The organism is uncultured Shimia sp., assembly GCF_947493595.1.
Classification (GTDB): domain Bacteria; phylum Pseudomonadota; class Alphaproteobacteria; order Rhodobacterales; family Rhodobacteraceae; genus Shimia.
The window spans coordinates 514775-540652 of sequence record NZ_CANLRL010000001.1; the positions used below are offsets into that span (position 1 = coordinate 514775).

Annotated in this window: 30 protein-coding genes and 1 tRNA gene; 14 read left to right on the forward strand and 17 right to left on the reverse strand. The window is 58.3% G+C overall.

The window, feature by feature from the left end:
* Positions 1-148: 148 nt before the first annotated feature.
* Positions 149-478: a hypothetical protein gene (locus Q0955_RS02590; RefSeq protein ID WP_299419496.1), complete on the forward strand. Its 330-nt coding sequence runs from the start codon at positions 149-151 to the stop codon at positions 476-478.
* On the opposite strand, the gene Q0955_RS02595 is transcribed toward Q0955_RS02590, so the two are convergent.
* The 3 genes from Q0955_RS02595 to Q0955_RS02605 all read right to left on the reverse strand — a co-directional run bounded on the left by Q0955_RS02595 (position 479) and on the right by Q0955_RS02605 (position 1999).
* Positions 479-1171: a nitroreductase family protein gene (locus Q0955_RS02595; RefSeq protein WP_299419499.1), complete on the reverse strand. Its 693-nt coding sequence runs from the start codon at positions 1169-1171 to the stop codon at positions 479-481. It abuts the gene before it with no gap.
* A gap of 71 nt (positions 1172-1242) precedes the next feature.
* Positions 1243-1680 (reverse strand): SRPBCC domain-containing protein, encoded by a 438-nt coding sequence (locus Q0955_RS02600; RefSeq protein WP_299419502.1) that lies wholly within the window; start codon positions 1678-1680, stop codon positions 1243-1245.
* On the reverse strand, positions 1655-1999 hold the full coding sequence (locus Q0955_RS02605; protein ID WP_299419504.1) for a metalloregulator ArsR/SmtB family transcription factor: 345 nt from the start codon (positions 1997-1999) through the stop codon (positions 1655-1657). The genes Q0955_RS02600 and Q0955_RS02605 overlap by 26 nt, the downstream gene beginning before the upstream one ends.
* Before the next feature lie 395 nt (positions 2000-2394).
* Here Q0955_RS02605 and Q0955_RS02610 point away from each other — a divergent pair, with 395 nt between their 5' ends.
* Complete coding sequence (locus tag Q0955_RS02610; protein WP_299419507.1) at positions 2395-2868, forward strand: MmcB family DNA repair protein; 474 nt, start codon at positions 2395-2397, stop codon at positions 2866-2868.
* A complete protein-coding gene (locus tag Q0955_RS02615; protein ID WP_299419510.1) occupies positions 2865-3050 on the forward strand; it encodes a hypothetical protein in 186 nt (61 codons plus the stop codon). The genes Q0955_RS02610 and Q0955_RS02615 overlap by 4 nt, the downstream gene beginning before the upstream one ends.
* A gap of 81 nt (positions 3051-3131) precedes the next feature.
* Here Q0955_RS02615 and Q0955_RS02620 read toward each other — a convergent pair whose 3' ends face one another.
* Positions 3132-3320 carry a DUF6324 family protein gene (locus Q0955_RS02620; RefSeq protein ID WP_299419513.1) on the reverse strand — a complete coding sequence of 63 codons (189 nt, stop codon included), beginning with the start codon at positions 3318-3320 and terminating at the stop codon, positions 3132-3134.
* 136 nt (positions 3321-3456) lie between these two features.
* Here Q0955_RS02620 and Q0955_RS02625 point away from each other — a divergent pair, with 136 nt between their 5' ends.
* Both Q0955_RS02625 and Q0955_RS02630 read left to right on the forward strand, forming a co-directional pair.
* Positions 3457-3945 (forward strand): GNAT family N-acetyltransferase, encoded by a 489-nt coding sequence (locus Q0955_RS02625; RefSeq protein WP_299419516.1) that lies wholly within the window; start codon positions 3457-3459, stop codon positions 3943-3945.
* A gap of 42 nt (positions 3946-3987) precedes the next feature.
* Positions 3988-4064, forward strand: a tRNA-His gene (locus tag Q0955_RS02630).
* A gap of 267 nt (positions 4065-4331) precedes the next feature.
* Here the strand turns inward: Q0955_RS02630 and Q0955_RS02635 are convergent.
* Entirely contained in the window at positions 4332-5717 is a 1386-nt protein-coding gene (locus tag Q0955_RS02635) for a hypothetical protein (RefSeq protein ID WP_299419519.1), read from the reverse strand.
* 147 nt (positions 5718-5864) lie between these two features.
* Between Q0955_RS02635 and Q0955_RS02640 the strand changes: the two genes are divergently transcribed.
* Together Q0955_RS02640 and Q0955_RS02645 are read left to right on the forward strand one after the other, a co-directional pair.
* On the forward strand, positions 5865-6917 hold the full coding sequence (locus Q0955_RS02640) for a YcaO-like family protein (protein WP_299419521.1): 1053 nt from the start codon (positions 5865-5867) through the stop codon (positions 6915-6917).
* Positions 6917-8917: a BTAD domain-containing putative transcriptional regulator gene (locus Q0955_RS02645; protein ID WP_299419524.1), complete on the forward strand. Its 2001-nt coding sequence runs from the start codon at positions 6917-6919 to the stop codon at positions 8915-8917. The genes Q0955_RS02640 and Q0955_RS02645 overlap by 1 nt, the downstream gene beginning before the upstream one ends.
* A 42-nt stretch (positions 8918-8959) precedes the next feature.
* On the opposite strand, the gene Q0955_RS02650 is transcribed toward Q0955_RS02645, so the two are convergent.
* The 3 genes from Q0955_RS02650 to Q0955_RS02660 all read right to left on the reverse strand — a co-directional run bounded on the left by Q0955_RS02650 (position 8960) and on the right by Q0955_RS02660 (position 11624).
* Positions 8960-9331: a hypothetical protein gene (locus Q0955_RS02650; protein WP_299419527.1), complete on the reverse strand. Its 372-nt coding sequence runs from the start codon at positions 9329-9331 to the stop codon at positions 8960-8962.
* 30 nt (positions 9332-9361) lie between these two features.
* The gene (locus tag Q0955_RS02655) at positions 9362-10939 is read right to left on the reverse strand and encodes a hypothetical protein (protein ID WP_299419529.1); all 1578 of its coding nucleotides are present in this window, start codon (positions 10937-10939) and stop codon (positions 9362-9364) included.
* 361 nt (positions 10940-11300) lie between these two features.
* Complete coding sequence (locus tag Q0955_RS02660; protein WP_299419532.1) at positions 11301-11624, reverse strand: DUF6476 family protein; 324 nt, start codon at positions 11622-11624, stop codon at positions 11301-11303.
* Between Q0955_RS02660 and Q0955_RS02665 the strand changes: the two genes are divergently transcribed.
* The 3 genes from Q0955_RS02665 (at position 11623) to Q0955_RS02675 (ending at position 14829) form a co-directional block, all read left to right on the forward strand.
* The gene (locus tag Q0955_RS02665; RefSeq protein ID WP_299419535.1) at positions 11623-12651 is read left to right on the forward strand and encodes an RluA family pseudouridine synthase; all 1029 of its coding nucleotides are present in this window, start codon (positions 11623-11625) and stop codon (positions 12649-12651) included. The genes Q0955_RS02660 and Q0955_RS02665 overlap by 2 nt on opposite strands.
* A gap of 205 nt (positions 12652-12856) precedes the next feature.
* Positions 12857-13753 carry an RNA polymerase sigma factor RpoH gene (gene rpoH, locus Q0955_RS02670; RefSeq protein ID WP_299419538.1) on the forward strand — a complete coding sequence of 299 codons (897 nt, stop codon included), beginning with the start codon at positions 12857-12859 and terminating at the stop codon, positions 13751-13753.
* A gap of 107 nt (positions 13754-13860) precedes the next feature.
* Positions 13861-14829, forward strand: coding sequence for a Gfo/Idh/MocA family oxidoreductase (locus tag Q0955_RS02675; RefSeq protein ID WP_299419541.1), 969 nt, complete (start codon positions 13861-13863; stop codon positions 14827-14829).
* Between the two features lie 79 nt (positions 14830-14908).
* Here the strand turns inward: Q0955_RS02675 and Q0955_RS02680 are convergent, their stop codons facing one another.
* From Q0955_RS02680 to prfA, 3 genes are all read right to left on the reverse strand, one after another.
* The gene (locus tag Q0955_RS02680) at positions 14909-15571 is read right to left on the reverse strand and encodes a DUF4167 domain-containing protein (protein ID WP_299419543.1); all 663 of its coding nucleotides are present in this window, start codon (positions 15569-15571) and stop codon (positions 14909-14911) included.
* Between the two features lie 222 nt (positions 15572-15793).
* Entirely contained in the window at positions 15794-16627 is an 834-nt protein-coding gene (gene prmC / locus Q0955_RS02685) for a peptide chain release factor N(5)-glutamine methyltransferase (protein ID WP_299419546.1), read from the reverse strand.
* Positions 16624-17673 carry a peptide chain release factor 1 gene (prfA, locus tag Q0955_RS02690; RefSeq protein WP_299419549.1) on the reverse strand — a complete coding sequence of 350 codons (1050 nt, stop codon included), beginning with the start codon at positions 17671-17673 and terminating at the stop codon, positions 16624-16626. The genes prmC and prfA overlap by 4 nt, the downstream gene beginning before the upstream one ends.
* Positions 17674-17764: 91 nt before the next feature.
* Here prfA and Q0955_RS02695 point away from each other — a divergent pair, with 91 nt between their 5' ends.
* A complete protein-coding gene (locus tag Q0955_RS02695) occupies positions 17765-18046 on the forward strand; it encodes a hypothetical protein (protein ID WP_299421022.1) in 282 nt (93 codons plus the stop codon).
* Here the strand turns inward: Q0955_RS02695 and Q0955_RS02700 are convergent.
* The 3 genes from Q0955_RS02700 to Q0955_RS02710 all read right to left on the reverse strand — a co-directional run bounded on the left by Q0955_RS02700 (position 17978) and on the right by Q0955_RS02710 (position 20736).
* On the reverse strand, positions 17978-18373 hold the full coding sequence (locus Q0955_RS02700) for a DUF1499 domain-containing protein (protein ID WP_299419551.1): 396 nt from the start codon (positions 18371-18373) through the stop codon (positions 17978-17980). The genes Q0955_RS02695 and Q0955_RS02700 overlap by 69 nt on opposite strands.
* A gap of 133 nt (positions 18374-18506) precedes the next feature.
* Entirely contained in the window at positions 18507-19466 is a 960-nt protein-coding gene (speB, locus tag Q0955_RS02705; RefSeq protein ID WP_299419554.1) for an agmatinase, read from the reverse strand.
* A 109-nt stretch (positions 19467-19575) separates the two neighbouring features.
* Complete coding sequence (locus tag Q0955_RS02710) at positions 19576-20736, reverse strand: M20 aminoacylase family protein (protein WP_299419557.1); 1161 nt, start codon at positions 20734-20736, stop codon at positions 19576-19578.
* A gap of 65 nt (positions 20737-20801) precedes the next feature.
* On the opposite strand from Q0955_RS02710, the gene mazG reads away from it, so the two are divergent.
* Together mazG and Q0955_RS02720 are read left to right on the forward strand one after the other, a co-directional pair.
* Entirely contained in the window at positions 20802-21635 is an 834-nt protein-coding gene (mazG, locus tag Q0955_RS02715; protein WP_299419560.1) for a nucleoside triphosphate pyrophosphohydrolase, read from the forward strand.
* A 77-nt stretch (positions 21636-21712) separates the two neighbouring features.
* A complete protein-coding gene (locus tag Q0955_RS02720; RefSeq protein WP_299419563.1) occupies positions 21713-22726 on the forward strand; it encodes a Fe(3+) ABC transporter substrate-binding protein in 1014 nt (337 codons plus the stop codon).
* A 131-nt stretch (positions 22727-22857) separates the two neighbouring features.
* Here Q0955_RS02720 and Q0955_RS02725 read toward each other — a convergent pair whose 3' ends face one another.
* Entirely contained in the window at positions 22858-23604 is a 747-nt protein-coding gene (locus tag Q0955_RS02725; protein WP_299419564.1) for a hypothetical protein, read from the reverse strand.
* 64 nt (positions 23605-23668) lie between these two features.
* A complete protein-coding gene (locus Q0955_RS02730) occupies positions 23669-24856 on the reverse strand; it encodes a membrane dipeptidase (protein ID WP_299419567.1) in 1188 nt (395 codons plus the stop codon).
* Positions 24857-25024: 168 nt separating this feature from the next.
* Here Q0955_RS02730 and Q0955_RS02735 point away from each other — a divergent pair, with 168 nt between their 5' ends.
* Positions 25025-25390: a hypothetical protein gene (locus tag Q0955_RS02735; protein WP_299419570.1), complete on the forward strand. Its 366-nt coding sequence runs from the start codon at positions 25025-25027 to the stop codon at positions 25388-25390.
* Positions 25391-25408: 18 nt separating this feature from the next.
* On the opposite strand, the gene Q0955_RS02740 is transcribed toward Q0955_RS02735, so the two are convergent.
* Entirely contained in the window at positions 25409-25855 is a 447-nt protein-coding gene (locus Q0955_RS02740; RefSeq protein ID WP_299419573.1) for a hypothetical protein, read from the reverse strand.
* Between the last annotated feature and the right edge of the window lie 23 nt (positions 25856-25878).

Below are 25878 nucleotides of genomic sequence, written 5' to 3' on the forward strand. Positions count from 1 at the left end.
TCCGTTAACTTTGCTAAGTCACTGTGGCGCGCAATCGGAAGGTTGCGCGTTTTTTGCGCTTTGGTCGCGGTGCGGCCATTGTGTCGCGCAGCTGTGACTTGCCGTTTTGAAACGGCTGTCGTTTAATGGTGTGTGAGGAGGCGCTGCCATGCCAAAGCTGATTTCACTCTACATCCGTCAGGTGGCCATTGGGTTCGCCATTTCCGCCGCCTTTGTGGCGATGCTACTCTACTTTAACGTTGCCAATCTCTGGCATCTGGTGAGCGGCAGCTCTGAGGGCATTCTTGCGGTGATTGTCATGTGGGTGCTGAATGGCATTGTCTTTGCCGGTGTGCAGTTTGGCATTGCGATCATGCGCATGAAGGATGACAGCCAGCCAGGTGGTGGCAAGCGCAGCGCGCTGCCGGTGATGCTGGCGGAGCCGGTGCCGGTCAAGATTGACCGCCGCACCCCGCAACAGCGTCAGATCCGTCGCTGATCACTCCCAGACTGTCAGGATCTCTTCCAGAGGTTTTTTGATTTTCGCCACCGCAGGCACTTGGGCGTCTGCGCGTGCCTTTCCAACGGCAAGGATCATGATTGGCTTTTCCGAGGCCGGGCGGTTCAGCGTGCCTTTGAGGAACTTCATCGGGTTGGGCGTGTGGGTCAGCACCGATAGGCCCGCGTGGTGCAGGGCGGCAATCAGGAAGCCGCAAGCGATGCCCACGCTTTCCGGTACGTAGTAGTTTTTGTAGCGGGTGCCGTCCTCAAACTCACCATAGCGTTGGGCAAAGACCACAATCAGCCAAGGCGCATCGGTCAGATGGGGTTTGTGGTCATTTGTACCAATTGGTTCCAGCGCTTTGATCCACTCATCCCCTGCGCCGCCATCATAAAACCTGCGTTCTTCTTCCTCGGCTTCGGCACGGATGCGGGCCTTGAGGTCCGGATTGGAAATCGCCGCAAAGCTCCAAGGTTGGTGGTTGGCGCCAGACGGTGCGCGGCCGGCGGTCTTGATGCAAGTTTCAATGATGTCGCGCGGGATCGGTGTGGTGTCATAGTCGCGCACGGTGTGGCGCTGTGCCATGACATCAAAAAACGCCTGCGCCGCGGCGCGGGCTTCCGCGTCATCCAAGTCAACATGATCGGGCAGGGGGATCGGGTCATAGGCGAGGGCGTCGCGGGAAAACATGGCTGGCTCCTTTAAGTTGCCAGCGAGCTTAGGGATGTGGCGCGGCGGCGCAAGGGCCGCCGCAACCGAGATCACTCCATGTCGTGCAGATTGGACAGGAAACCGTGCCAGCCCTTGTCGAGCGCCATGACAAGGCCAAAGCCGTCTGCGTCGGTGGGCAGCCCGGAGTGGATCAATGTCAGGCGGGTGCCGCCGGGGGCCTCAGTAAGTTCCCACTCCACGGTGGTCATGTCGCCGTTCATCGGGCCAACGGTGAAATCCCACTTCATGTAATCATGTGGGCGGGCCTGCACCACTTTGCCCCAACACATGCGGTCGCCGTCTTTTTGTGAAACCAGCGTGTAGTCTTCGCCCTCGGCAAGGTCCTTTTCCGCGGGGTGAAACCATTCGTTGAGCAAGTTGGCTTTGGTCAGGAACTCCCAGACGCGGGCCTTGGGTGCGGCCAGAAAGACCGATTTGCGAATGGTGGTGTCTTGGGAAAGTTCAGCCATTGTTGTGTCCAGTGTCATCAGTCGTTTCCTTTTCAATTGCGGTTTTTAGTGCATCGAGACGCTCATCCCAGAATTGGTCAAACCAGCCCATCCACTCCAGCGCAGGTTTGAGCGCCAAGGCGTTGAGGGAATTGACCTTTTCTCGGCCGCGCGGGGCGACGGTGATCAACCCGCCGTCGCTGAGCACAACAAGGTGCTTCTTCACAGCGGCGCGGGTCATGGCAAAGTTGTCGGCCACCTCGGCGATGGTCATTGGTTCCTGACCCAACAGACGCAGGATGTCGCGGCGGGTGGGGTCGCCAAGGGCGCGGAACACGGGTTGCAAGGCGTCGGGCATAGCAGTCTCGCTTAAGTGATACCATTTGGTATCTCAAGGTATATGATACCACTTAGTATCAAGTCAAGGGGCTGACACATCAGGTGCGACTGGCAATCCTGACGGACACTTCTGACAACGGATTAGGAAGGGAGGAAAGTGGCGGGCCCGCAAACGCAGCCGTAGGGTTATCTCATTCCCGAGGACCTGTATGTACAGGTGGGCGCCAGGTAATCAGGCCAGGACCAGAACAGAGCCAGCTCCCTCGGAATTGCTTAAGGCCACCGGAATGCAACCGAATTACGAGAAGGGCAGAACCCGCCGTCCTCTATCTATGCCCGAGGGGGACATGGCGCAAGGGGCGTGGCCGGAAATTGCCTCTTGTGTTTTGTTCTCCAAATGTTCACGTTGGAGGCATGGAAGACTCGTCCCTCATCACAATGCAGCCGGGCCAATTGCTGGCCCGTGGTGTCAGCCGACATCTGCGCAGCCATGGCTATGTCTCGATTGAGGAATTTGTGCCGGCGCGGGGCCTGCGCGTGGATGTGATGGCACTGGGACCCAAGGGCGAGCTTTGGGTGATTGAGTGCAAATCCAGCCGTGCGGATTTTCAATCGGACAATAAATGGCAGGGCTATCTGGAGTGGTGTGACCGGTACTTCTGGGCGGTGGACACCGAGTTTCCAACCGATTTGTTGCCGGAGGGCACAGGGCTGATCTTTGCGGATGCCTATGATGCGGAGATCATCCGCATGGCGCCAGAGGAAAAGTTGGCCCCTGCGCGGCGCAAAAAGATGATCCAGAAGTTTGCCACCGACGCGGCACGGCGTTTGCAGCGGTTCCGAGATCCCAAGCTGTCGCCCATGCCCAGCGAGGAGGACGGCCTATGATGGTCAAGTTTTATTATCCGGACGGCGATTGGTGTTACCGCGCGATCCATACCGTACACGCGGTGTTTCACAACGCGGACGGCAAACTCATTGCCCGCGCGGAAAAAGGCGACCGCAACGGGTTCTATGAGTTTGAGATCACCGGCTTTGAACTCAAAGGGCCAGGGGAAATCCTCACCTGACCCTGAGCATTCTCAATCCCCAAATATCCCGGGGAGGAGCTGCAGCTTGCTGCGGCGGAGGGGCTGGCCCCTCCTGGACGGCTACTTTGCCATCTGGCGCGCAGTGGCGGCCGCTGCGCGGATTTCTTCGGCAATTTCTTCCGCTTCCTCAGGATCAAAATCCATCGGGATTTCAATGCCGGCACCTTCGATAAAAATACGCACAAACCCTTGATCGGTTGGGCCGATTTGCAGGTTGGCTTCGATGTCACTTTCGGTGTTGATGCCCATGGCGTCTCTCCTGACGGATTGTCTGCCCCGAGGGGCTGCGTTCTCATTTGCTGTGAAATCGGGTATCGTGATCCCGGCTCAAAGGCAAGAATGCCGCGGAATTTGTGAGCATCCAGAACGGAGCAGGAGTGCAAATATGATCGGTGACATCCGGCTGCGTCCCTTTGCGGAGACAGATCTGGATTGGTTGGTGGAAGCCCATGCCACGCTTTATGCACGCGAGGCGGGGTTTGACGCGAGTTTTGGCCCATTGGTGGAAACCATTTTGCAGCGATTCCTTCTGAACCATGATTCGGTGCGTGAAAGGGGATGGGTGGCGGAACATGACGGCCACCGTTTGGGCAGCATCTTCTGTGTTGAGAGCCCGCAGCCCTCCTGGGCTAAGTTGCGGCTGTTTTTGGTGTTGCCGCAGGCGCGGGGATTCGGGTTGGGACAACATTTGCTGGACACCTGTTTGGGATTTGCGCGGGGTGTTGGCTATGATGGGCTGACTCTTTGGACCCATGAAAGTCACACCGCGGCCTGTGCTTTGTATGAAAAAAACGGCTTTGCGCTGGAGGCGGAGAAACCGGTGACAAACTTTGGCTGCGATCTGATCGAACAAACCTACAAAATTGCATTTTAGGTGCTTGCATCCCCTGAACGGGGGCGGTAAACCGCCCTTGTTGCCGCCTTAGCTCAGTTGGTTAGAGCACTGGTTTGTGGAACCAGGGGTCCCCCGTTCGAGCCGGGGAGGCGGTACCACCCCCCCCTCTTATTTTGATTGTCCAGACAGCGTGTCGAACGCATGATTGCGGTCGCGTTGATGCGCGTATAGGGCAAAAAGTGTGGGGCGGCGGTAGGAGGACAGATCCTACACACCGCCCCGAGTGCTGAGGCACAGAAAATGGGGATGCCTGTGTCTCAACAGAGGGGCGCAGGCTTGGCCGCGCTTGGGCCGCGCGCCTGCGATCTTGAAGGTGACCAAATAGACTTTTGCGTGAGGTTTCCTTTGAACTGCGTGGGCAAGCGTCAAGCGGTGACGCAATAGCCGCGGGCGCGATAGGCTTCGGCGATGCGGAAACAGACGCCGCGGAACGTGACTTCGCGGGTCAGAACCTCCGTATCCGGCACAGCCCCGTCACGCAGGAACTCTGGGGAGGCCAGAATGATGGTGTGCAGCGCCTCCCCTGAGGTGCCATAGCCAAAATAATCCGCCACCGCGTCCTCAATGTCGAAAGGGATTTGCGAAAATTCCGGATGTTGCGCCACCATGGTGTTGAGGAATTCGGACCAGATGTTGCCCTGCACACTAAAGATGCGGTTGGAGTTGCCGGCGGTTTGCGGAGCAAAGGCAGTGGGATGCATGAGGCCGGGCATCAGGTGCAACGCACCGGTAGGTTGCGCCGTCTGGGTGGCGGCTTCGGACTGACGGTTCAGATCACACAGGGTGGCAAGGCGCAGATCCAGCCGTTCCATCACCCGATCCATGTGGCACGCGAGAGCACAATCACCGACCGGCCAATCATCTCCTTCGCCAGCCATGTGCAGACCCACAGCGTCGCCAGTGTCCGGATCTGTCCAGCAGGCACCGCTGTCACCGGGCAAAGACAAGGCGGCATGCGGGGCAGCTGCATCTTGGGGCACCAGACGGAAACCGTCGACTTCCACGGATTTTCGACGGCCATCGCAGTTGGTGTGCACCACCTTATAGGTGCCAATACCGTCCACCCGCGCCCGTGTCAGGCCGGTGGTGCGGCCATATTTGCACAGGATACGGCCAAGCGCGGCCGGGGCGACCCCCGTCATTGGCAGGTTGAGTTGTTTCAATGTGGGATGCCAAGAAGCGGTGCCGGTCAACGTGGCAAAGGCGGCATCGCCGTGGCGGGACAGCATGGATTTGTTCAGCCGTGCAATAGGCAGATCCGCGGTGCTGTGGCCGTAGACCAGATTGCTGTCGGCGCCCTCGGGGGAGGACAAGACATGCCAATTGGAGAGAATGCCCGGCTTGCCCGAGGTGCGGTCAATGGCAATGGCACCGATGGTGCCGGCGTTGGCGCCGCGGCGTTGGCATGGGCTGCCGGACAGCAAAGTGCCGGCATAGCTGTTTTGGCTGTCGCCTTGATCGCGGTGGACCTTATAGATGCTGGCCACCACATCCACCGGAAATCCGTTGATGCGGCGCACGATGCGCATGGACGGGGCCAACTCATCTTCGGGCAATTTGGCATCCACATGCACCCGCAGACAAACTTTGTTGGTGGCCAGACCGCCAACCCGTTTGAAGCCAATATCATAACCGGTCACATCGGCGCGCTCTTGGTACATGTCTCGCAGGGCTGCAAGTGCCTTCTGTCGGGCGTCAATGGCAGCGGTTTGGGCCAATGTCTGGGTCACGGTTGAGTGGGGGCGGGCCATGGGGGGCTCCTTATTTGTCGTCTTTGAAACAAATGTACTGAAGCCAGCGTTATTCTTGCGTGATTTGCCGTCATCGCCTTGTAGTGTTGGCGTTGAGGCGGTGCGTTTTGCATGTGACGGCGCGTGTTTAGGGAGAATCAGGGCAGAATGTTCAAAGAGTTGCGGGAGTTTGAGCGGCCTTTGAGCGGCCCCCTTGGTGTGCCGGAAGAGACGCCCATGTGTTGCCTTCCGGTGTTGCGACAGCTGGACTACCTGTTTGTTGGCGTCCCTAGCTCCGTGCCAGCGGTGGTGATCGCTGGCGGTGTTTTAGCTGATGGCACACCGGTGTCCGGGGCTGGTCGTACGCGGGAGGCAGCTTTGCTGCGTTTGGCAGGGGAAGCTGCGGAACAATTGGGGTTACGCGCGGCGGTGGCGGAGTTGCCAAGCGATCGCACAATTTATGTTTTTGACTGGGGCGGCAAAGACGTGGGGGTGGTGGATCGGTCCGTGTTGCCGTTGACGGCATCTGATACCGCCGGGTTTTCCGAGGGGCTTGCGGCACATACGGATGTGGCACAGGCCCGACTCCATGGCGCGTTGGAGTTGTTTGAGCGGGATGCGGCGGCACATTGGTGGGCGGGCGCGACGGCCGCGATAGGCATAACGGACATCGAAGACAGGGTTGTTGACGTGCTTGGCGTGCGCCCAACCCGACAAACGCGGTTGCTGGATGTGACGTGTGACACTGGTGTACCAGTGGTTGTTGCGGCGGCGTTTGATGTGACCGGTGCGGGGTTTTGCTTTGGCGCGGCCGCGGGCATGTCGCTGGAGGTGGCGATGACATCTGCGCTGCGGGAGCTGGGGGCTGCGGAATTTGGTCAGGTGTTGGAGCAATCGCGCGGGGCAAAGCCTGTGGACGACGGCACCGGATTGACGGTGAACACCCTGACACTTGAGGTGATGGAAACGCAGATGGTGGCGCAGCGCGTCCCTTTTAAAACGCAGGTTCGGGCGCGCAGGGCACTGGCGCCAGAGGAGTGGCCAGCGGTTATGCAAGAGAATGAGATTGGTATTGTCGATCTGGGTTGTGTTGCGGGGCAGTTTTGGGCCATCAAAGCTGTGAGCACCGCATTGCAGTCGGGGCGGGAAACCTTTGTTTGCCCGCGGTTTCAAGCGGCGCTTTTGGGGAAAACACGACGGACGCAGGGACCTCTGTACTAATGGAGCGGGACCAGACCAATACGGCAGCGCCGGACAGGGCGGTGCAGCAGCTTGAGATTGACGTGGTCGGTGGGTTTCAGGCCCGCTGTGATGGGGCGCGTGTAGCAATCAAGAAGAAGAAGGCAGCGGCCATTTTGGTATTGTTGTCACTGTCGCCGGACCTGCGTATGTCGCGGGAGAAATTGCGTGGGGTGCTTTGGCCCGACAGTTCTGAGACGGCGGCGCAAACCAGCCTGCGCAATGCGGTTTGGGCGTTGAAATCCGCACTGTCTGACGCAGGCTTTGACGGGGTTCTGACGGATCGCAGTGACATTTGGTTGGCGCAAGATCAGGTTTTGGTCGATCTCGATCTACTGCTGGAGGCTGCCGATCAAGGGGACATGGCCAAGGTGTTGCGGGTTGATCCGCAGAAGCTGGCGCAGTTTGGTCGCGATCAGGTGGAGATCAACGACGTGTTTGCCTCCCGTGTCAGCGAAGCGGTGCAGCACGTCAGCGGGTTGATGCGCCATCGGCTGAATGTGGCGGCAGACCGCGCAGGAACCGACGAAGAGCGGCTTGAGATTTTGCAGTTTGTCGCGGGGATGGATCCAGCGGATGAAGGTGCGGCGCGGCGGCTGATTAGGGCTTATTGGAAAAGCGGGCAGATGGCGAATGCGCTGACCGTGTATCAGTCGCTGTGGAGTCTGCTGGATCAGGAGTATGGCGAGGAGCCATCTGAGGAAACGCAGCAGCTGGTGATCGACATAAAATCACCGGGAAAAACCCAGGCGCCTAAGACCTTGCGGCCGGTAATTGTTGTGGCACAGCCCAATTATGCACATCTCACCGCTGATCTTGCAGGCGAGGCCGAAGCGCTGCGCCAAGCTTTGTGCGCCAATCTTTCGCGCTTTCGCGAGTGGCAGATTTTTGATGCGGCATTGATGGCTGAACATACGCAGGTGGGCGAACCGGAGGCTGCGAGTTATGCGCTGGTGTTACAGCCGCAAGATCGGGGCGACGCATTGGCGTGCCGCGCGGTGCTGTCCGATCGCGGCACCGGCGAGCTTTTGTGGTCTGAGGCGCTGTCCGATGCGGGGCAGATTGCCCTGACAGAAGGTCCAGGCGCGGCGGAGCGGTTGGCGGTGGCGCTGAACCTGCACCTATCCGCCTTCAAAGGCCCGTTGATTGCCACAAATACAACCGCGCCAAGCGCCTATGAGCGCTGGGTGGAGGCGCAGGGACATATCCTGCAATTTACGCTGGAGGGATGGAAGACTGCGGAGGGACTGCTGGACGCATTGATCCGGGATTATCCGGAGTTCAGCCGGGCGTATTCCAGCCGCGCTTCCATTGAGAATATGCGGCAGATTTCTTTTCCGGGGCTGTACAGTTCACAGGATATGCATGTCGACGGGTTGCGTTTGGCGCGACGCGCAATAGAACTTGATCCGATGGACAGCCGGGGGCAGTTGGCCATGGGGTGGTCCGCAGCGATGTCGCGACAGTTTGAGCAGGCGGAATTGGCCTTTGATCTGGCGTTTCAATACAACGAAAACGATCCCTGGACGATGACGTCTTCGGCGGTGGGGCTGGCGTTTTGCGATCAGTTGGAGGCCTCCAGCCGATTGCTGGACTTGCTGTTTAAGCTGAAGTTCCGGTTGCAGCCGTCACATTGGAGTTATGTCGCGGCAACCCGGTTTATGGCCGGGGACTATGAGGGCTGTATTCTGGCGTCCGAGAAATCCGAGGAGATTTCGCATGACGTGCCCGCCTGGCATGCCTCTGCGCTGGGGTTGGTTGGGCGGTTGCCAGAAGCGGCTTCGGTGGCGCGGCGTTTTGAAAGTATTGCACGGGCCAACTGGGTTGCGGACGGGGCGCCGGAGCGGGCGGAGATCACGCGGTGGTTGGTGTCAGGTTTTCCGATCCGCAATCACAAAGTTTGGCTTGCCCTGCGGGACGGGTTGCGGTTGGCGGACATGCCGGTGCCGGACCTCATTCAAGGCCGCGATATCGTGGTTTAAAATCAAACCTATACCGGCATATCCTAAAGTGAGAGTGTCAGGCTACACGCATTTGCGCAGTGCGTAATCAGCAATGCGTTTGGAGCGGAAATTGTGCTCTTCTTCTGTCGGGGTGACCAGCGTGGCATCATAAGCTTCGTCGTAGAAATCCGGCAGCGTGTAGGGGCTGGGTGGCGGCAGGTCGAGGTCATCGGGGTGCGGCAGCATGATGCTCACCACCTTCTGGTCCGGCGCGTTGAAGATTTGCAGTGGGTCTGCGTCATTGAACTCTTCGGCAAGTTCGGCGACGTTGCTTGGCACCTGCGCCCGGAAGTCGCCCACAGTGGCGGGCACCGTGTCGGCATCGCGCGCCCAACCTTGCAGGATTTCTCCCATCTTCAGGTAATTTTTGATTTTGATCTCATATGGATCCATTGGTTGTCCTCCTTGTTGAGACAGTGGTGGTCAGGTGATCTCTGTGGCTGCGATCAGCGTTGGCATGTCGCGGATCGGGGCGGTGCCATAGGCGGCATGTTCAAGCGCCATTGCGATTTGTTGGTCCGTGTCTGTTGGCGTGTCGTCGGCAAACACGGGTTGAAATGCCACTCCGAGGATCAGGCCTCCAAGTGGGCCATAGGTCGCGCCGTTGCCGCCGTCGATCTGCGCCTCTAATGCGAGGAAGGTCACAAGCGGCAGATTGGCGGTGATGACGGCTTTGTCGGCATCGGACAGTGGCGGTTTGTGGCCTGGGCGCACGGCGGCTTCGAGCGCGGCCATGCCAGCGTCGGCAATGCGGTCATAGTGGGTGGCGGCATCAAATGGCGTGGCGATGCCTTGTGCGGTGAGTGCGGCGGCAGCGGATTGGATCAGGTCCTGTACGCGGCCCAGACCAATCCACTTTTCGCGCACAAGATCACGCATGGCGGTGCCAGCCGGGTAGGTGGCTTTGGTGGGTTTTCCTGCGGTGGGCAAGGTCATGCCATCTGCTGAGTGCGGACCAAAGCGGATCGCCCAGTTGAAGTTGTCTGCCAAAGGCGCGCCGGGTGCGGTGAAGAATAGGTTCCAGTCAATTTTCCAGTCAATTGGGGTGGGCACCATCCCGGGTTCATGAAGGGAGGAGTGATTGATGATCTTGCGCAAATCGACCTCGCCGAGGTCATGATCGTCCACGCCATTGTTCAACATGTATTGCGGGCGCACCATGCTGTGGGCCATGCGAGCGATGCCGTAAGCAAAGAGGTCGTTGGTCTCGGCGGCGTTGCGCCCCAGAGGTTTCAGCGATGGAGTGCTGTCAAATAACGCCAGCACGTCGGCAGGCATGATGCGTGGGAGCAGGTCATGGCGCAGGATACGGCGATAAAGGCGCGCAGTGGCGAGGCGGGCCACGCGAGAGCGGTGATGCGGCGGAATTGGGTCTTGGGTGCCGGGCATGGGCGTGGTTGCAGTTTGTGCCACAAGCGTGTTGTAGACCGCGTGGAAGAAGGCGGTGAGCTGTGCCAGGATGTTGTTGTCGTCATTGCGCGAGTCCGGGATCAGCACGTCTGTAAAGGGACCATCAGAGCCCGGGGTGTCCGCGTTGTAGCGGTTGCGAGGCAGGTCGGCAGCGGGAGGCAGGCGATCATCCGACATGCGGCCTGCCGGGCGGAACTTACCAAGTCGGAGCTGGTGGGTGCCGTCCGTGTGGTTCATGTCAAAAGCATGCGGACAGACAATCGGGCCACCGCCAAACAGGGTTTCCAGTGCAAGCTTTTCCTGACGTAGGTTTCTGGACCGTCCGCCAATGTCGTCAAAGGCGCGCGGTGCCAGAGAGCTGAACACCAGATCATGACCGGCGAGTTGGAAGAGGTAGGAGTAGCCGGCGGGCACGCCGAGGTGGCTGCTGTTTGGTTGGTTGAGGAAACCTTTGGCCGCGTTGGTTGAGCTGTTGTTGTTGTTGAGCAATGTCGCGAGGTAGATGGTCATCTCTTCGGTGAGAGGTGACGGTTGTGATGTGCCGCTGGCTGCGGCAAAGACATCGTCGATTTCGAGGTCTCGGTGCGACATGGCTCAGTTCCTTTTGCTGACTGAAACCACTCTAACGAGAATTTTGAATTTGAGACAAATTCAATCAAATCCACATAAAGGTACGAAATTGCGAAGAAAATAAGGGGTGAATGCTCCGGCTAGTGTCACATGTGACGCGGAGACATTAACGGAATCACGATTTGTTAACGCGTCAACCGTGCCAAATAGCCATCTAAGAGCGGTCGCTTTTGATAGGCAGCCACCAGCTGTTGGTGAGACGTGTCTCTGGAAACGTGGATCCACCTGCGCGGTTTGTTTCCAAATTGAGGCTAATGCCCTTGAGGATGCGTCACTGTCTCCAATTTTGCTTCGGTGAGGCGGCCAGTGGCAAAGCTCCGCTTTAGTCGCCCGCCGAGGCGCCAAATGCACCGGGTGACAACACTACTTCTTGCCGCACCGCACCGGTGATGCGGTCGTGGATCAGGATGCGGTTGTCTGTGGTGACAATTGCCACCCAGCCGTCGCCCATGGTCACGGCTTGGGCTGCTACACCGTCTTGCAAAGTCAGGTTTTCTGGCAAGATTGGGCCATCGTCACGGAAGCGCATGACAAGCAGGACAACCAAGGTTACAAGCCCGACAACCATCACCACCATCATCCCGGTGACCAAATAGCGCAGGAAGCGCAGATTGGCGGGTTCAATTGGTTCCGGAGACTCATCCATGGCAGAGGCCCTTGTTGAATTTGTAATTGCGGACAATCCGCCCAAGCGCCTTGATAAGGCGCTTTCGCGCGATGTGCCAGTGGAAGCGAGCCTGAGCCGCACGCGGTTGGCCAAGCTGATTGCGGGGGGCAGCGTCATGTTGGATGGCGTTGTCGTGGATGATCCGAAACATAAGGTCGCGGGGGGCGAGTCGGTGGTAATCTCTGTGCCGGTTGCCGAAGACAGCCACATTGGGCCGGAAGACATTCCGCTGGATGTGATTTGGGAAGATGACGATCTGATTGTGATCAACAAACCGGCGGGCATGGTGGTGCATCCCGCGCCAGGCACGCCAAATGGCACCTTGGTGAATGCATTGTTGCACCATTGTGGTGACACGCTGTCTGGCGTGGGCGGCATGAAACGGCCCGGCATTGTGCACCGGATCGACAAAGAGACCAGCGGCTTGTTGGTTGTGGCCAAGACCGATGCAGCGCACCAAGGCTTAGCGGCGCAGTTTGAGGCCCACACGGTGGAGCGCTATTATCGCGCGGTCTGTTACGGCGTGCCGGATGCCAATGACCCACGGCTGCGCGGCGTGCGTGGGGTGAATTTTGAACCTGGCAACATCATGAAAGTCACCACTCATTTGGCACGGCACAAGACCGACCGTCAGCGTCAGGCGGTGTTGTTTGAAGGCGGGAGACATGCGGTCACGCGGGTCCGGATCGTGCAGCCACTTGGTGATCCGGCGGTGGCCTGTCTGGTGGAGTGCTGGTTGGAAACGGGCCGTACCCACCAAATTCGTGTGCATATGACCCATGCGGGCCACGGATTGATTGGTGATCCAGTCTACGGCGGACGGCGCAAGCTGGCGGAGAAGGCGATTGGACCCAAGGGGGTGGCGGCAGCTAAGTCCTTTGCACGGCAAGCGCTGCACGCGGCTGTGTTGGGCTTTGAGCATCCCGTCACCGGCGAGGATTTGCGGTTTGAAGCGCCTTTGCCAGAGGATATGGCGCAGTTGATTGCCGATTTGGGCGGGGTGTGACCGGCGGTTTTACGCCTGCAACAAAACGCACATGCGCGTGAAATCAAGCGACTTCCATAGAATGCAGTGGCAAAAAACCTTACTCTAGAAGTCAGAAATTTGCGCGTGCTGGTTGAAACCCTCTGTTAGCGTCCTACATTGATGTTAACGACATAAACATACGCCCAAGACAATCAGCGTAAGACAGACAAGGGAGGCATTCGCCATGAGCAATTACAAAAATCTGCCGGCACCCACACCAGAAGGTGGTCTCAACCGGTATCTTCAGGAAATTCGCAAATTCCCGCTGCTTGAGCCCGAAGAAGAGTACATGCTGGCCAAACGCTGGGTAGAAGAGCAGGACGCGGATTCTGCCCACAAAATGGTCACGTCTCACCTGCGTCTCGCGGCCAAGATTGCTATGGGCTACCGCGGATACGGCCTGCCACAGGCGGAGGTGATTTCTGAGGCCAACGTAGGTCTGATGCAGGCGGTGAAGAAGTTTGACCCGGAAAAAGGCTTCCGTCTGGCAACCTATGCCATGTGGTGGATCCGCGCGAGCATTCAGGAATATGTGCTGCGCAGCTGGTCCATGGTGAAGCTTGGCACCACTTCGGCGCAAAAGAAACTGTTCTTCAACCTGCGCAAGGCCAAGGCCCGTATTGGCGCGCTGGAAGATGGTGATCTGCGCCCAGAAAACGTGCAGCGCATTGCCACCGACCTTGGCGTGACCGAGGACGAGGTGATCTCGATGAACCGGCGCATGTCTGGCGGGGATGCTTCGCTGAACGCGCAGGTTGGCACCGAAGGTGAAGGCACCATGGAGTGGCAGGATTGGCTGGAGGATGAAACCGCCAACCAAGCCGCAGACTATGAGGCCAAGGATGAGCTGGACGCCCGTCGTGAGCTTTTGACCGAGGCGATGGACGTGCTGAATGACCGGGAAAAGGACATCCTGACCCAGCGCCGGTTGGCGGAGAAGGCGGTCACGCTGGAAGATCTGAGCGGTCAGTACGACGTCAGCCGTGAGCGCATCCGTCAAATTGAGGTGCGTGCCTTTGAAAAGCTGCAGAAACGCATGCGCGAATTGGCAGCGACACGCGGAATGCTTGCGGCACACTAAGCTTGCAAGATGAAATTGAAGCCTCCGCCGGCGTGATCCGGCGGAGGCTTTTGCTTGTCTGGCGGTCAGCATTGGCTAGGGTAGGCGCATCAAATGGGAGCGCTATCATGACCACCTCACCAGTCCGTTGGGGCATCCTCGGAGCCGCCAATTTTGCCAAGACCACAATGGGACCAGCGATCCACGCGGCGCATGGCGCAGAACTCGCGGCGGTGGCGTCCTCCAGCGCGGAGAAAGTGGCCGGGTTTGCCGCCTTTGCGCCTGGGGTGCGCCATCATCAAAGCTATGAGGATCTGCTGAGTGATCCCGAGATCGACGCGGTTTACATCCCATTGCCCAACCATTTGCATGTGAAATGGGGGATCAAGGCGCTTGAGGCGGGCAAGCCTGTGCTGATCGAGAAACCTGTGGGCATGGATGTGGCCGAGATTGACCAGTTGATTGCCGCCCGGGATGCGGCCGGGCTTTTGGCGGCGGAGGCTTATATGATTGTGCATCACCCGCAATGGCAGCGGGCCAAGGCCCTGCTGGCGGACGGCACAATTGGCAAGCTTGTGCATGTGAACGGGGCATTTTCGTTTTTCAACGACGACTGCGGAAACATTCGCAATCAGGCGGCGTCCGGCGGTGGCGGGCTGCGGGATATTGGGGTTTATGTCATGGGGGGCGCGCGGTTTGTCACCGGGCAGGAGCCTTTGAAACTGGATTACGCGCGAGTGCAGTGGGAACACGGCGTGGATACGTTTGCCGACATGGGCTTTGCCTTTGAGGGGTTCACCTATCAGGCTTACACGTCGATCCGCGCAGCGCCACGGCAAGAGATGCATTTTCATGGTGAGAAAGGTCTGATGACGCTGACCTGTCCGTTTAATGCGGGCAAGTTTGATCAGGCAGAATTGCATTTGTCGATGCCGGATCAAACCGTGCGCATTGAGCGGTTTCCGGTGGTGAACCAATACGTGCAACAGGTGGAGGCCTTTGGTCGCGCGATCCGTGCAGGGAAAACCTATGCCTGGCCGCTTGAGCAGGCCCGTGGCACGCAGATGATGATGGATCAGGTTTTAGCGGCAGGATAGCCGGACTGCCGTCCCAAAAGAAAACCCCTCGCAGGTTGGACCTGCGAGGGGTTTTTTTGTTTGACGTGCAGGCGGCCGGTTATTCGGCGGCTTTGCTGTCTTCAGCCGGGGCAGCAGCGGGCTCTGCCGGGGCTTCAGCTTTCTTTGGCGCACGACGCGGCTTTTTCTCGGTCTTTTCCGCAGGCGCGTCAGCTTTCTCCTCAGGCTTTTTGCGCGGCGCGCGTTTGCGTGGGGCTTTTTTAGGTGCGGGCGCTTCGGCCTCCGGGGTGTCCACCACCAGATTGCTTTCAGCCACGTCCACAATCAGATCAGGCTGATCGGCTTCTGAAGGGTCCACCGGTGCAGGCGCTGCGTCTTGGGGGGCAGGGGCCTTGTCGCGGTTGCCGCCACCGTTGCCTTCGCGTTCTTGACGCTCCATGCGCTCGCGGCGTTCGCGGTCCCGCTCGGCTTGGCGTTCGCGGTTCTGGCGGTCTTGTTCCTCGCGGCGCGCTTCTTGCTCGCGCTGCGCCTCGTTGAGCATCCGCTGATAATGTTCGGCGTGTTGCTGGAAGTTTTCTGTGGCGACGCGGTCATTGCCCAGCTGGCTATCGCGCGCAAGCTGGTTGTATTTGTCGATCACCTGTTGGGGCGTGCCGCGCACTTTGCCTTCCGGGCCAGAACTGTCAAACACACGGTTGACGATGTTGCCGGAGGGACGGTTGCGGTTTGACTTGTTCCGCGAACGTGACTTCGAAGATCTCATTTTTTTTGTAATCCAGCCTTGGTCAATGGCAATCGCTCATCCCGTTTCACGCCTCTTGCGATCAGTATTCCGGGGGCGACAATTTGTGGCTTGATGTCCAATCGGGACCGCCCGCAAAACGGGCATCCACCAATAGGACAGGAACTTGATATTGCGCCTTGGACGTTCGCACAAGTGCTTTTATCGTGCCAAAGCTTGCAAAAAGGAAAATTTGCGTGGGTTTTAGGCCTTTTGACCGATCACCACGCGGTCACGCCCGTCCAGATCGGGCTTGATGGCGACATTTTGCAAGCCCGCTTCGGTGAAGAGCGCAGCCACGTCCGGTCCCTGTGTCCAGCCAATTTCCACCATCAGCCAACCGTCTGGGTTGAGGTGTGCGGGCGCACCGGCTGTGATCTTACGATAGGCGGTGAGGCCATCGGCCTCGTCGGTGAGGGCCATGCGTGGCTCGTAGGAAAGTTCCGGGGCGAGCGACGGCATTTCGTCAAGCGCAATGTAGGGCGGGTTGGAGACGATCAGGTCGAAGGTGCCGTCCACTGCGGCGTACCAGTCGCTTTCCAGCAGAGTGAGCTGGTCCGCCACCTTTAGGGCTTCGGCGTTTTGCGCCGCAACTTTTATGGCAGCAGGGGAGAGGTCGGTTGCAATGCCTTTTGCGTTCGGAGATTCGGCCAACAGAGACAGGATGATTGCACCGGTGCCGGTGCCCATGTCGAGCACTGTCGCGAAGCGCGCGCCCAGTGCGTTGGCGACCAAGGTTTCGGTCTCGGGACGGGGATCAAGCGTGTCAGCGGTGACAATGAAGTCGTGATTGTAGAACGCGCGTTTGCCAAGCATGTGGGACACAGGCTCGCGGGCTTGGCGGCGCGTGAGCAGAGCTTCCAGCGCGGCGGCCTGTTCCGCAGAGGCATCTTCGCGCAACTCCAGTGTTAGCCGGTCGGGGCGAATGCCAGTTGCATGGCTGACCAGAAGGCGGGCTTCTTTCACCGGGTCGTTGACCGGGATGTCTTGCAAGACTTCAACGGCGCGTTTTACCAACGCGGCAATGGTGCCGTTCACCCGTTCATCTCCGCCAGCGCCGTGGCCTGTGCATCCGCGGTCAAGGCGTCGATGGTTTCGTCCAGATCGCCCTGCATGATTTGATCAAGTTTATAAAGCGTCAGGTTGATACGGTGATCGCTCATGCGGCCTTGCGGGAAGTTGTAAGTGCGGATGCGTTCAGAGCGGTCCCCAGAGCCCACTTGGCCGGCACGGTCTGCTGCGCGTTCGTCATCGATACGCTGGCGTTCCAGATCAAACAGGCGGGTTTTTAATACCTGCATGGCAATCTCGCGGTTGCGGTGTTGGGATTTTTCCGAGCTGACCACAATGATGCCGGTGGGCAGGTGGGTGATGCGCACGGCGGAATCTGTGGTGTTGACGTGCTGACCGCCCGAGCCTGAAGCGCGCATGGTGTCGATGCGGATGTCACCGGCGTCGATTTTTACGTCCACGTCTTCGGCTTCGGGCAGCACGGCCACGGTGGCGGCAGAGGTGTGAATGCGCCCGCCGCTTTCTGTGGTGGGCACGCGCTGCACACGGTGCACGCCGGATTCGTATTTCATCCGGGCAAAGACGTTTTCGCCTTTGATGTGCGCGACAACCTCTTTGATGCCGCCAAGCTCGGTGGCGTTTTCTTCGAGAATGTCGAGTTTCCAGCCGCGGTTTTCGGCGTAGCGTTGGTACATGCGCAGCAGATCGCCAGCAAACAGAGCGGCTTCGTCGCCTCCGGTGCCAGGGCGGATTTCCAGAATGGCGGGGCGGGCGTCAGCTTCGTCTTTGGGCAAAAGCGACAGCTGCAAAGCGTGCTCCGCTTCGGGCAGGGCGGCGCGCAGCTCCGGCAGTTCTTCTTCGGCCAGATCTTTCATGTCTGGGTCAGACAGCATTTCCTCGGCTTCTTCGATGTCGCTGAGAAGCTTTTGGTAGGCCTGAACCTGTTTCACCACCGGCTTGAGATCGGAATACTCTTTGGCGAGCGCGGCGATGTCGCCGCTGCCTTCGGCCATTTGCGCCTCAAGGAACTCAAAACGTTGGGTGATCTGTTGCAGTCGTTCTATTGGTACCATGCTGCTAAGTGAGACAATACGCGGGTTTGGTCAAGAGCGTGGTTTGCGCTATACTTGGCTTATGCGACACCTGACCGTGATATTTGCTTTGATGGCCTCTTCAGCGACGGCTGACGGGATGATGAATGGCGTGCCGGTGGATTGTTATTGCACCGACAAGCAAGGCCAGCGCATTGAAGTTGGCGAGACCATCTGTTTGCAGGTCGATGGGCGCATGTTCATGGCGCAGTGTCAGATGTCTCTGAACGTGCCGATGTGGCGGGAGATCTCGCCCGGATGTCTGAGTTCAAGTCTGGACGCGCCGTTACAGAGCGTCGATCCAAGTCTCGACCCGGTTGGCATTCACGCCAAAATCCTTGCGTCCAAATCTTGAGCGACCGTAGATTTTGAGCATGTCACCGTCCTGATAAGCGGTGGTGTAGTCCGGGTAGGCCATAAGTTTGGAGCGGGTCACATAGGTGACCATGCCATCTTCAACTGAGCCAGCAAGCACCGTGGTGCGTGGGGTGCCCATGGCGACTTGGTGGAAACGGGCCAAGCCGTCGCGGCCAGACATCACCAGCCGCCGCACGGAGTTTTCGTTGTCGCTGTTATGGTCGACCTTCGGTTCTTTGTGCCATTTTACCGGATCGCTTGGTGCAACGCGTACATACCCGGCAAAGCCAACAGCCAGCACAAGAATTAACCAGAGAAACGTCATTTTTTGCACCTCACACTCACAGGCCGAAGCGCTGCGCCCCCATTTTAGAGATCATACGCTTGGGCAGGCCGAGTAGATTACCTGATTCCTGCAACCTAAGCGGCGTTTGTGTTGGTTTCCAGAGGGGTGCGTTCTAACGCCGCGTCCATCCCCAGAGGCAGATCAGCTCCAAAGCGATATGCGCCCCTGCGACGGCGGTGGCGCCGGTGGTGTCAAATGGGGGAGAAACCTCGACCACGTCGCCGCCGACAAGGTTGATACCAGCGATGTCGCGCAGGATGATGCTGGCCTGTCCGCTGGTCAGACCTCCCCAGACCGGTGTGCCGGTGCCGGGCGCAAAGGCCGGGTCCAGACCGTCGATATCAAAAGTCAGATAGGTGGGGTGGTCGCCCAAAATGTCGCGGATTTTCTGTGCCACGGCCACGGGGCCAGTCTCATGCACTTCGCGCGCGTCGATGATGTTGAAGCCCAATGTGTCCGGATTTTCCGTGCGGATGCCAACCTGCACCGAGCGTTTGGGGTCGATCAGACCGTCTTTGACGGCCTTGTAGAACATTGTGCCGTGATCAATGCGGTTGGGCTCGTCATCGGCCCAGGTGTCGGTATGGGCGTCAAATTGCAACAGGCTCAGCGGACCAAATTTCTCGGCATAGGCTTTGAGGATGGGGTAGGTGATGTAGTGGTCGCCACCCAAAGATATGCTGGCCGCGCCGCCTGCGAGAATACCGCGAATGTGGTTGGTCAGCGCCTCAGGAAAGTCGGCCACGCGAGCATAGTCAAAAGCCACATCGCCATAATCCACGATGTTGAGCTCGCTCATCGGATCGTAGCCCCAGCCATAAGGCGGATCAAAGGCCTGAATGGCGCTGGCTTCGCGGATGGCGCGGGGGCCAAGGCGGGTGCCGGGGCGGTTGGTCACGGCCTGATCAAAGGGGATGCCGGTCACGGCAATGTCGACGCCGGTCAGGTCTTTGGAATAGCGGCGGCGCAAAAAGGAGGTCGCCCCGCCAAAGGTGTTTTCAAAGCTCAGGCCGCGCGGGTTGTCGCGGGTGAAGGCCATATCAACTTGGTTTTTTGCGTCTTCCAGAGCCACGGGCGTGTTCCTTCCTGTAGAATTTGATCAAATTTCGCAAATCCCACAGAAAGGTCAAGCCTGAAGACGATATGCGGGCGATCTTGTGGCAAGATCACCTGCAAATTGCTTACAGCGGCTGCGCTGTTTCCACCAGACGGGCAAAGAAAGAGGCACCGATTGGGGAGATGTCGTCGTTAAAATCAAATGCTGGGTGGTGCAGGCCAGCGCCTTCGCCAGCACCCAGGAACAGGTAAGCACCGGGGCGCGCCTCCAACATGTAGGAGAAGTCTTCTGCGCCCATTTCCATACCTTGATCTGCGTTCACCGCCACGTCGCCGGCAATGTCACGCGCCACGTCAGCGGCAAAGGCGGTTTGTGTCTCGTGGTTCACGGTGGCGGGGTAGCCCACGTCGATGTCCAGCACGGCCTCAAGCCCATAGGCCGCGGCTGTGCCTGTGGTGATCTCGGCCAAACGGCGGTGGATCATGGCCTGCACCTCTTTGTCAAAGGTGCGGATGGTGCCGTTGATGAAGCCGCCGTCGGGGATTACGTTGTCGGCAGACCCGGCGTGGATCTGGGTGACAGAGACAACACATTCGTTGCGGGTGTCATGGTTGCGGCTGACGATGGTTTGGATGGCGTTGACCATGGCCACGGCAGCGACAACCGGGTCGACGGTGTCTTGCGGGTAGGCGCCGTGGCCGCCTTTGCCTTGCAGCTTGATGGTAAAGCTGTCCACAGCCGCCATGATCGGGCCGGGCGTGGTGTGAAACTCACCCAGCGGCAGGCCGGGCACGTTGTGGATGGCGTAGATGTCTTTCACGTCAAAGCGCTCCATCGCGCCTTCTTCGACCATCACACCGGCACCGCCGCCGTCTTCTTCGGCAGGCTGGAAGAACAGCGCCACGCGACCGGAGAACTTGCGGGTTTCTGCGAGGTATTTGGCAGCGCCAAGCAGCATGGTGGTGTGGCCGTCATGCCCGCAGGCGTGCATTTTGCCGTCCACAGTGCTGGCATGGTCCAGACCGGTGATCTCATCCATTGGCAGGGCGTCCATGTCGGCGCGCAGGCCCATGGTGGGGCCGTCGCCCTGACCGTTGATGATCGCAACCACGCCGGAGGTCGCAATGCCTTCGTGGATTTCATCAACGCCAAACTCTTTCAGACGCTCAACCACAAAGGCGGCGGTGTTGTGGCAATCAAAGGCCAGCTCCGGGTGCGCGTGCAGGTGGCGACGCCAGCCCTTCATTTCGTCGGAAAAATCGGCAATACGGTTTACAACAGGCATGGGTGGACACCTTCTCTGAATGGTCGTTCAGTTAACATCAAAAGCAAATTCCGGAGCGCGACGCAATGGCCGAAGATCCCCTTATTCTCAATCCCAACGGCGGATTGCCGCGTCTTTTGGAAATTATGCGGCGGCTGCGCGATCCGGAGACGGGCTGTCCCTGGGATATTGAGCAGGATTTCGCAACCATCGCACCATATACCATCGAGGAAGCTTACGAAGTGGCGGATGCGATTGAGCGTGAGGCTTGGGACGAGTTGAAGGGCGAGTTGGGCGATTTGCTGTTCCAGTCGGTGTTTCATGCGCAGATGGCGACGGAGCGGGGGTTGTTCACCTTTGATGAGGTGGCGGACACAATGTCGGACAAGATGGTTGCGCGCCATCCGCATGTGTTTGGCGACGAGAGCCGGGACAAATCCGCAGAGCAGCAAACCCGTGATTGGGAAGCCGTGAAGGCGGCAGAGCGGGCAGGGAAGGCGCAGCAAGGCACGCTTGATGGTGTGGCGCTTGGGCTACCAGCTTTGCTGCGTGCGGTGAAACTGCAGAACCGTGCGGCGCGGGTTGGGTTTGACTGGCCTGATATTTCGCAAGTGGTGGACAAGATTGTTGAGGAGGCAGGCGAGCTGGCAGAGGCCCGAGACAAGCTGACGCAGGCAGAGGTTGAGGAAGAGTTTGGCGACATGCTGTTTGTGATCGCCAATTTGGCGCGGCATCTGAAGATCGAACCGGAGGCGGCGCTGCGGGCCACAAATGCCAAGTTTGTCAGGCGGTTTGAGGGGGTTGAGGCCAAGCTCAAAGCCCGCGGGAAGACCCCGCAGGAGAGCGACCTTGCGGAGATGGATGCGCTCTGGGACGAGGTGAAGGCAGAAGAAAAAGCACGCAAAATTAATCCTGAATAAATCATTCAGGTATTGACCTGATTAAAAAACTCGGATTAAAGCGGCGTCATCGAAACCGTTCCACCGTGAGTGATGACATGACCAAATTTCTTTCCACGTCGATCTTCTTTACAGCCGCTGCAGCCGTTGCCGCGCCAGTTCTGGCTGAAGAAGTCAACGTATACTCCTATCGCCAGCCTGAGCTGATCAAGCCGCTGACCGATGCATTCACCGCCGAAACCGGCATCAAAGTGAACGTGGCTTACCTGAAAAAAGGCATGATCGAGCGTCTGGAAGCTGAGGGCGACCGCTCTCCTGCGGATATGGTTCTGACCGTGGATATCTCCCGTCTGGCCGGTGTTGTGAACGCGGGCCTGACCCAGCCGGTTGTGAGCGAAAGCATCAACGAAAACGTGCCTGCACAGTACCGTGACCCAGAGAACCACTGGTTTGGCCTGACCACTCGTGCCCGTATCGTATATGCCTCCAAAGACCGCGTGGCAGACGGCGAAGTCACCACCTACGAAGATCTGGCAGACCCAAAGTGGAAGGGCCGCATCTGCACCCGTTCCGGCACCAACGCCTATAACGTTGCGCTGACCTCCGCAGTGATCGAGCATCACGGTGAAGAAGGTGCCAAGACCTGGCTGGAAGGCGTGAAAGCCAACCTCGCACGCAAGCCACAGGGCAACGACCGCGCGCAGGTGAAAGCGATCTGGGCTGGCGAATGTGACATCTCCGTGGGCAACACCTATTACATGGGCAAAATGCTGTCTGACGACGAGCAGAAAGAATGGGCCGACAGCGTACGCATCGTGTTCCCAACCTTTGAAAACGCAGGCACCCACGTGAACGTGTCTGGTGTGGCGCTGACCAAATCCGCACCCAACAAAGAGAACGCCATCAAAATGATGGAATTCCTGGCCTCGCCAAAAGCGCAGGAAATTTACGCCAAAGCCAACTTTGAGTACCCAATTGCACCGGGCACCGAAGCCGACGCTCTGGTGTCTGGTTGGGGTGAGTTCACCGCAGACGACGTGAACCTGATGACCCTTGCTGGTCACCGCTCCCAAGCGCTGAAAATCACCGAGCAGGTTGATTTCGACGGCTAAACTGGCTGTTGAGAGAGACGAAGAAGGCGGCCTTTGGGCCGCCTTTTTAATGTCTGCAGCGAGGTATGCTTGAAGGTTGCTGTGTTGCAGATTGAATGCCGCTTTTGGACGAACCGCGCCAAAAAAACAATTTACGATGCATTCCGGTTCCAGACCATCAACGAGAAGTGTTGGTCATCTCCAAGGTAATTAGGAAGCGCTGTTCCGTGTCGAAATCCTGTTTTGTGGGCAACCCCAATCGGATGGCGCCCGGAGCGTACCTGATGGCGGGGATCATCGATGCAAGAACGTTGGAACGATGTGGTACCAGATCGGTCTCTGAAACCGGGGAAGCGAGCAGCGATTGTCACTCCCGACAATTGCTGTTTGACAGCCAGTTGTTGAAGTGCGGTAAGCAACGGGGCCAGTTCTTGGCTGAGGCTCGCATGCCCGGGACCTGCCGTGTATGCCAAGCGACTGACGTACAGCCATGTTCCCTGTTCGTGATGACTTAATGGTGTTCCTTTTTCCATGCCATCGAACCACGCAGTTGGTAATTCAATTGCTTCTTTCTCTACTCGAACTGCACATGCACAACTAATTATACCCCCTTCGTTTTCAGATACGAAAATACCTTGCGGAAAAACAGAAAAGTGAGCTTCTAGCGTTTCGTAACTGTGTTTAGGGTGACAGAAAGCCAGTGATCTCGGACCCGTTGACGAAAGGCCGGGACGACAAGGGAGCTCGGCCATTCGGGCCAAGTCTTTGATATTTGCATTTCGTGCAGCGGAATATATTGAAGCCATCGATATCAGGATTTGTAAATCAGCTTTTGTTCTACATACCAGCTTGAGAAAACTTAGGAAGCTTAGGTTGTCGAACCTGATGCTTATGTCCATGCTGTCCGCACCAAGGAATACCGGCGCTCCCAAATGAAAGATTGGAAACGCCTGTTTTTTTAGCTCACTCCAACCGTGCCCGCAGCACCCGCAGCATGTTTTCGCCCATGACTTTGCGGATCTGCACTTCGCTCAATCCCGCGTCCATCAACGCTTGGGTCAGGGCTGCCAGCTCAGACGTGTCAAACGCCGTGCCCACGGAGCCGTCAAAATCCGACCCCAAGGACACGTGGTTTTCACCCAGCAGGTCCACCGCCGCTTTCACGGTTTTGGCCACGCCCGCCGGGCTGTCGTCACAGGTCACATCCGCCCAATAGCCGATGCCCACCACGCCGCCGCCTTGGTCCATGCCGTTTTGCACAATCGCCTGCATCAGCGCGTCTTCATAGTTCCGCTTCACTGGGCAGTTGCCGTAGATGCCAGTGTGGCTGACGATCATCGGCATATCTGTCATTTCGATCACGTCACGCGCCACTTGTGGACTGGAGTGGGCCACATCGATCACCAGATTGCGCGCCTCCACGGCATTCACCACCTCGCGGCCAAAGTCGGTCAGGCCTTTGTTGCCAATGCCATGCAGCGAGCCACCAAGTGCGTTGTCAAAGAAGTGCTGCAGGCCAATCACGCGGTAGCCGACGTCTTGTAATTTTTGCAGGTTGTCGAGGTTGCCCTCTAGCGGGTGGGCGCCTTCGATGCCTAACATACCGGCAACCACGGTTTTGCCAGCGGCACGGTCGGCCAGAACGGCGTCCAGTTCAGCTTTGGTGCGTACGATGCGCAGCCGGCCGTCAGAGCGCTCCTCTGCGTCATGCAGGCGTTCGGCCTGATACACCGCGCGCTCAAAGATGCTGTCCCAGGTGCGGGGTGGCCACATCTGGCCCACGGCCAGCAATGTGATGTTGTCGCGGGCATCGGCGGAGTTGCTGTCGTAGTTCTGACCCGCCGGGGATTTGGTCACAGCGGTGAAGACTTGCACGGCGACGTTGCCTTCGATCAGGCGGGGCAGGTCAACTTGGCCGCGATTGGCCAGTTCCAGCGGGTCACGCTTCCACAACAACGTGTCGGCATGCCAGTCGCCTACGGAGAGGTTGGCGTGTAAGTCTTTGGCGGCGGCGCTGACCTCATAAGGCGCGTGGTCCTTTACGGTGTTGCGCGATTTCTCCACGTGGCCTGGCGCCACGATTAGAAAGGCAGCCACTGCCACCACAACAACCAATAACAAGCGTCCCAGCCATTTGCCCAACGTGCGCATGCTCTCTCCCCCAAAGCGTGTGTTTGGCCGCAGCCTAGGGGCGGGAACGCATTTGTCAAAGCCTGACGTGACGAGAGCGGAATATCGCAGCCATCTCAAATGGTGCTTTGAGGTTGGTGAGCCCCATGGCACAGTGTTGAACATTGTACCCTGTTGAGAGGACGAAAGATGATTTTCAAAAGCGTTTTGGCGGCAACACTGGCATTGTCTGTGGGGCTGTTTGTGGCGGATGGAGCTTTGGCAAAAGACAAAGGTGGTCAAGGCAACAGCAAAAAAGTGAAGATCGATAAGCCAGGCAAGGGTAATGGCAACGGAAAGGTCATTCCTCCGGGGCAGGTGAAGCGCTACACCCGTGGTGCCAAGCTGCCGACCGATTTGAAGTGGGACGACATTGGCGATTTGGACAACTGGAACCTGAAGGCTCCGGGCAAGGGCAATCGCTACATCCGTGTGGATAATGAGATTTTGGAGGTCTCTGACGACCTGTCCACCGTGGTTGATGCGGTGGGCATTGTTGGCGATCTGATGAAGTAATCTTTTGGCTGCGTGGGCTTACATGCGCACGCAGTTGATCGGCGCCTTGTCGGCCGAGAGGATCATGTAGTTTTCAGAGGTGAAGGTGAAGGTGACCTTGGCGCTGGCATTGCTGTCCTCAAGCAAAGCTTGGCGCAGGGTTTCGGCATGCTCGCTGCGGCGGGCGTCTTGGCCGTCGATTGTTAGTTTGCTGACGTAGGCGGAGACAGGTGTGTCGCTGAGCATGCCGTTGGTCAGTTGGAAATCAGAGCGGTAGCGGGCTTGGGCGGAGACCTTTTGATCTAGCCCTAGGAAATCGATGTTCACCAACACGTCCAGGCGGCCATTTTCCGAGAATGTGACGTTGGACACCGCATCATTGTCCGCCGTGCTGCGCACACATGTCCAGGTGCCGAGGATGGATTGCGCAGAGGCCAAAGGCGCGGTGCTCAATACAAGAGCTGCAGCGGCAAAGACGGCTTTCATAGTGGGTCTCCCTTGGGATTAAA

What these genes read in the sequence shown, in the direction of transcription:
- Q0955_RS02640 (WP_299419521.1), top strand. Translation starts at nt 5,865, where the DNA reads ATGTTCAAAGAGTTGCGGGAGTTTGAGCGGCCTTTGAGCGGCCCCCTT.
- Q0955_RS02645 (WP_299419524.1), top strand. Translation starts at nt 6,917, where the DNA reads ATGGAGCGGGACCAGACCAATACGGCAGCGCCGGACAGGGCGGTGCAG.
- Q0955_RS02595 (WP_299419499.1), bottom strand. Translation starts at nt 1,171, where the DNA reads ATGTTTTCCCGCGACGCCCTCGCCTATGACCCGATCCCCCTGCCCGAT.
- Q0955_RS02665 (WP_299419535.1), top strand. Translation starts at nt 11,623, where the DNA reads ATGGCAGAGGCCCTTGTTGAATTTGTAATTGCGGACAATCCGCCCAAG.
- Q0955_RS02695 (WP_299421022.1), top strand. Translation starts at nt 17,765, where the DNA reads ATGGCCTCTTCAGCGACGGCTGACGGGATGATGAATGGCGTGCCGGTG.
- Q0955_RS02625 (WP_299419516.1), top strand. Translation starts at nt 3,457, where the DNA reads ATGATCGGTGACATCCGGCTGCGTCCCTTTGCGGAGACAGATCTGGAT.
- Q0955_RS02730 (WP_299419567.1), bottom strand. Translation starts at nt 24,856, where the DNA reads ATGCGCACGTTGGGCAAATGGCTGGGACGCTTGTTATTGGTTGTTGTG.
- Q0955_RS02675 (WP_299419541.1), top strand. Translation starts at nt 13,861, where the DNA reads ATGACCACCTCACCAGTCCGTTGGGGCATCCTCGGAGCCGCCAATTTT.
- Q0955_RS02720 (WP_299419563.1), top strand. Translation starts at nt 21,713, where the DNA reads ATGACCAAATTTCTTTCCACGTCGATCTTCTTTACAGCCGCTGCAGCC.
- Q0955_RS02735 (WP_299419570.1), top strand. Translation starts at nt 25,025, where the DNA reads ATGATTTTCAAAAGCGTTTTGGCGGCAACACTGGCATTGTCTGTGGGG.
- Q0955_RS02605 (WP_299419504.1), bottom strand. Translation starts at nt 1,999, where the DNA reads ATGCCCGACGCCTTGCAACCCGTGTTCCGCGCCCTTGGCGACCCCACC.
- rpoH (WP_299419538.1), top strand. Translation starts at nt 12,857, where the DNA reads ATGAGCAATTACAAAAATCTGCCGGCACCCACACCAGAAGGTGGTCTC.
- Q0955_RS02710 (WP_299419557.1), bottom strand. Translation starts at nt 20,736, where the DNA reads ATGCCTGTTGTAAACCGTATTGCCGATTTTTCCGACGAAATGAAGGGC.
- prfA (WP_299419549.1), bottom strand. Translation starts at nt 17,673, where the DNA reads ATGGTACCAATAGAACGACTGCAACAGATCACCCAACGTTTTGAGTTC.
- Q0955_RS02615 (WP_299419510.1), top strand. Translation starts at nt 2,865, where the DNA reads ATGATGGTCAAGTTTTATTATCCGGACGGCGATTGGTGTTACCGCGCG.
- Q0955_RS02740 (WP_299419573.1), bottom strand. Translation starts at nt 25,855, where the DNA reads ATGAAAGCCGTCTTTGCCGCTGCAGCTCTTGTATTGAGCACCGCGCCT.
- Q0955_RS02590 (WP_299419496.1), top strand. Translation starts at nt 149, where the DNA reads ATGCCAAAGCTGATTTCACTCTACATCCGTCAGGTGGCCATTGGGTTC.
- Q0955_RS02700 (WP_299419551.1), bottom strand. Translation starts at nt 18,373, where the DNA reads ATGACGTTTCTCTGGTTAATTCTTGTGCTGGCTGTTGGCTTTGCCGGG.
- Q0955_RS02680 (WP_299419543.1), bottom strand. Translation starts at nt 15,571, where the DNA reads ATGAGATCTTCGAAGTCACGTTCGCGGAACAAGTCAAACCGCAACCGT.
- Q0955_RS02725 (WP_299419564.1), bottom strand. Translation starts at nt 23,604, where the DNA reads ATGGACATAAGCATCAGGTTCGACAACCTAAGCTTCCTAAGTTTTCTC.
- Q0955_RS02600 (WP_299419502.1), bottom strand. Translation starts at nt 1,680, where the DNA reads ATGACACTGGACACAACAATGGCTGAACTTTCCCAAGACACCACCATT.
- Q0955_RS02620 (WP_299419513.1), bottom strand. Translation starts at nt 3,320, where the DNA reads ATGGGCATCAACACCGAAAGTGACATCGAAGCCAACCTGCAAATCGGC.
- Q0955_RS02610 (WP_299419507.1), top strand. Translation starts at nt 2,395, where the DNA reads ATGGAAGACTCGTCCCTCATCACAATGCAGCCGGGCCAATTGCTGGCC.
- mazG (WP_299419560.1), top strand. Translation starts at nt 20,802, where the DNA reads ATGGCCGAAGATCCCCTTATTCTCAATCCCAACGGCGGATTGCCGCGT.
- Q0955_RS02655 (WP_299419529.1), bottom strand. Translation starts at nt 10,939, where the DNA reads ATGTCGCACCGAGACCTCGAAATCGACGATGTCTTTGCCGCAGCCAGC.
- Q0955_RS02635 (WP_299419519.1), bottom strand. Translation starts at nt 5,717, where the DNA reads ATGGCCCGCCCCCACTCAACCGTGACCCAGACATTGGCCCAAACCGCT.
- Q0955_RS02650 (WP_299419527.1), bottom strand. Translation starts at nt 9,331, where the DNA reads ATGGATCCATATGAGATCAAAATCAAAAATTACCTGAAGATGGGAGAA.
- Q0955_RS02660 (WP_299419532.1), bottom strand. Translation starts at nt 11,624, where the DNA reads ATGGATGAGTCTCCGGAACCAATTGAACCCGCCAATCTGCGCTTCCTG.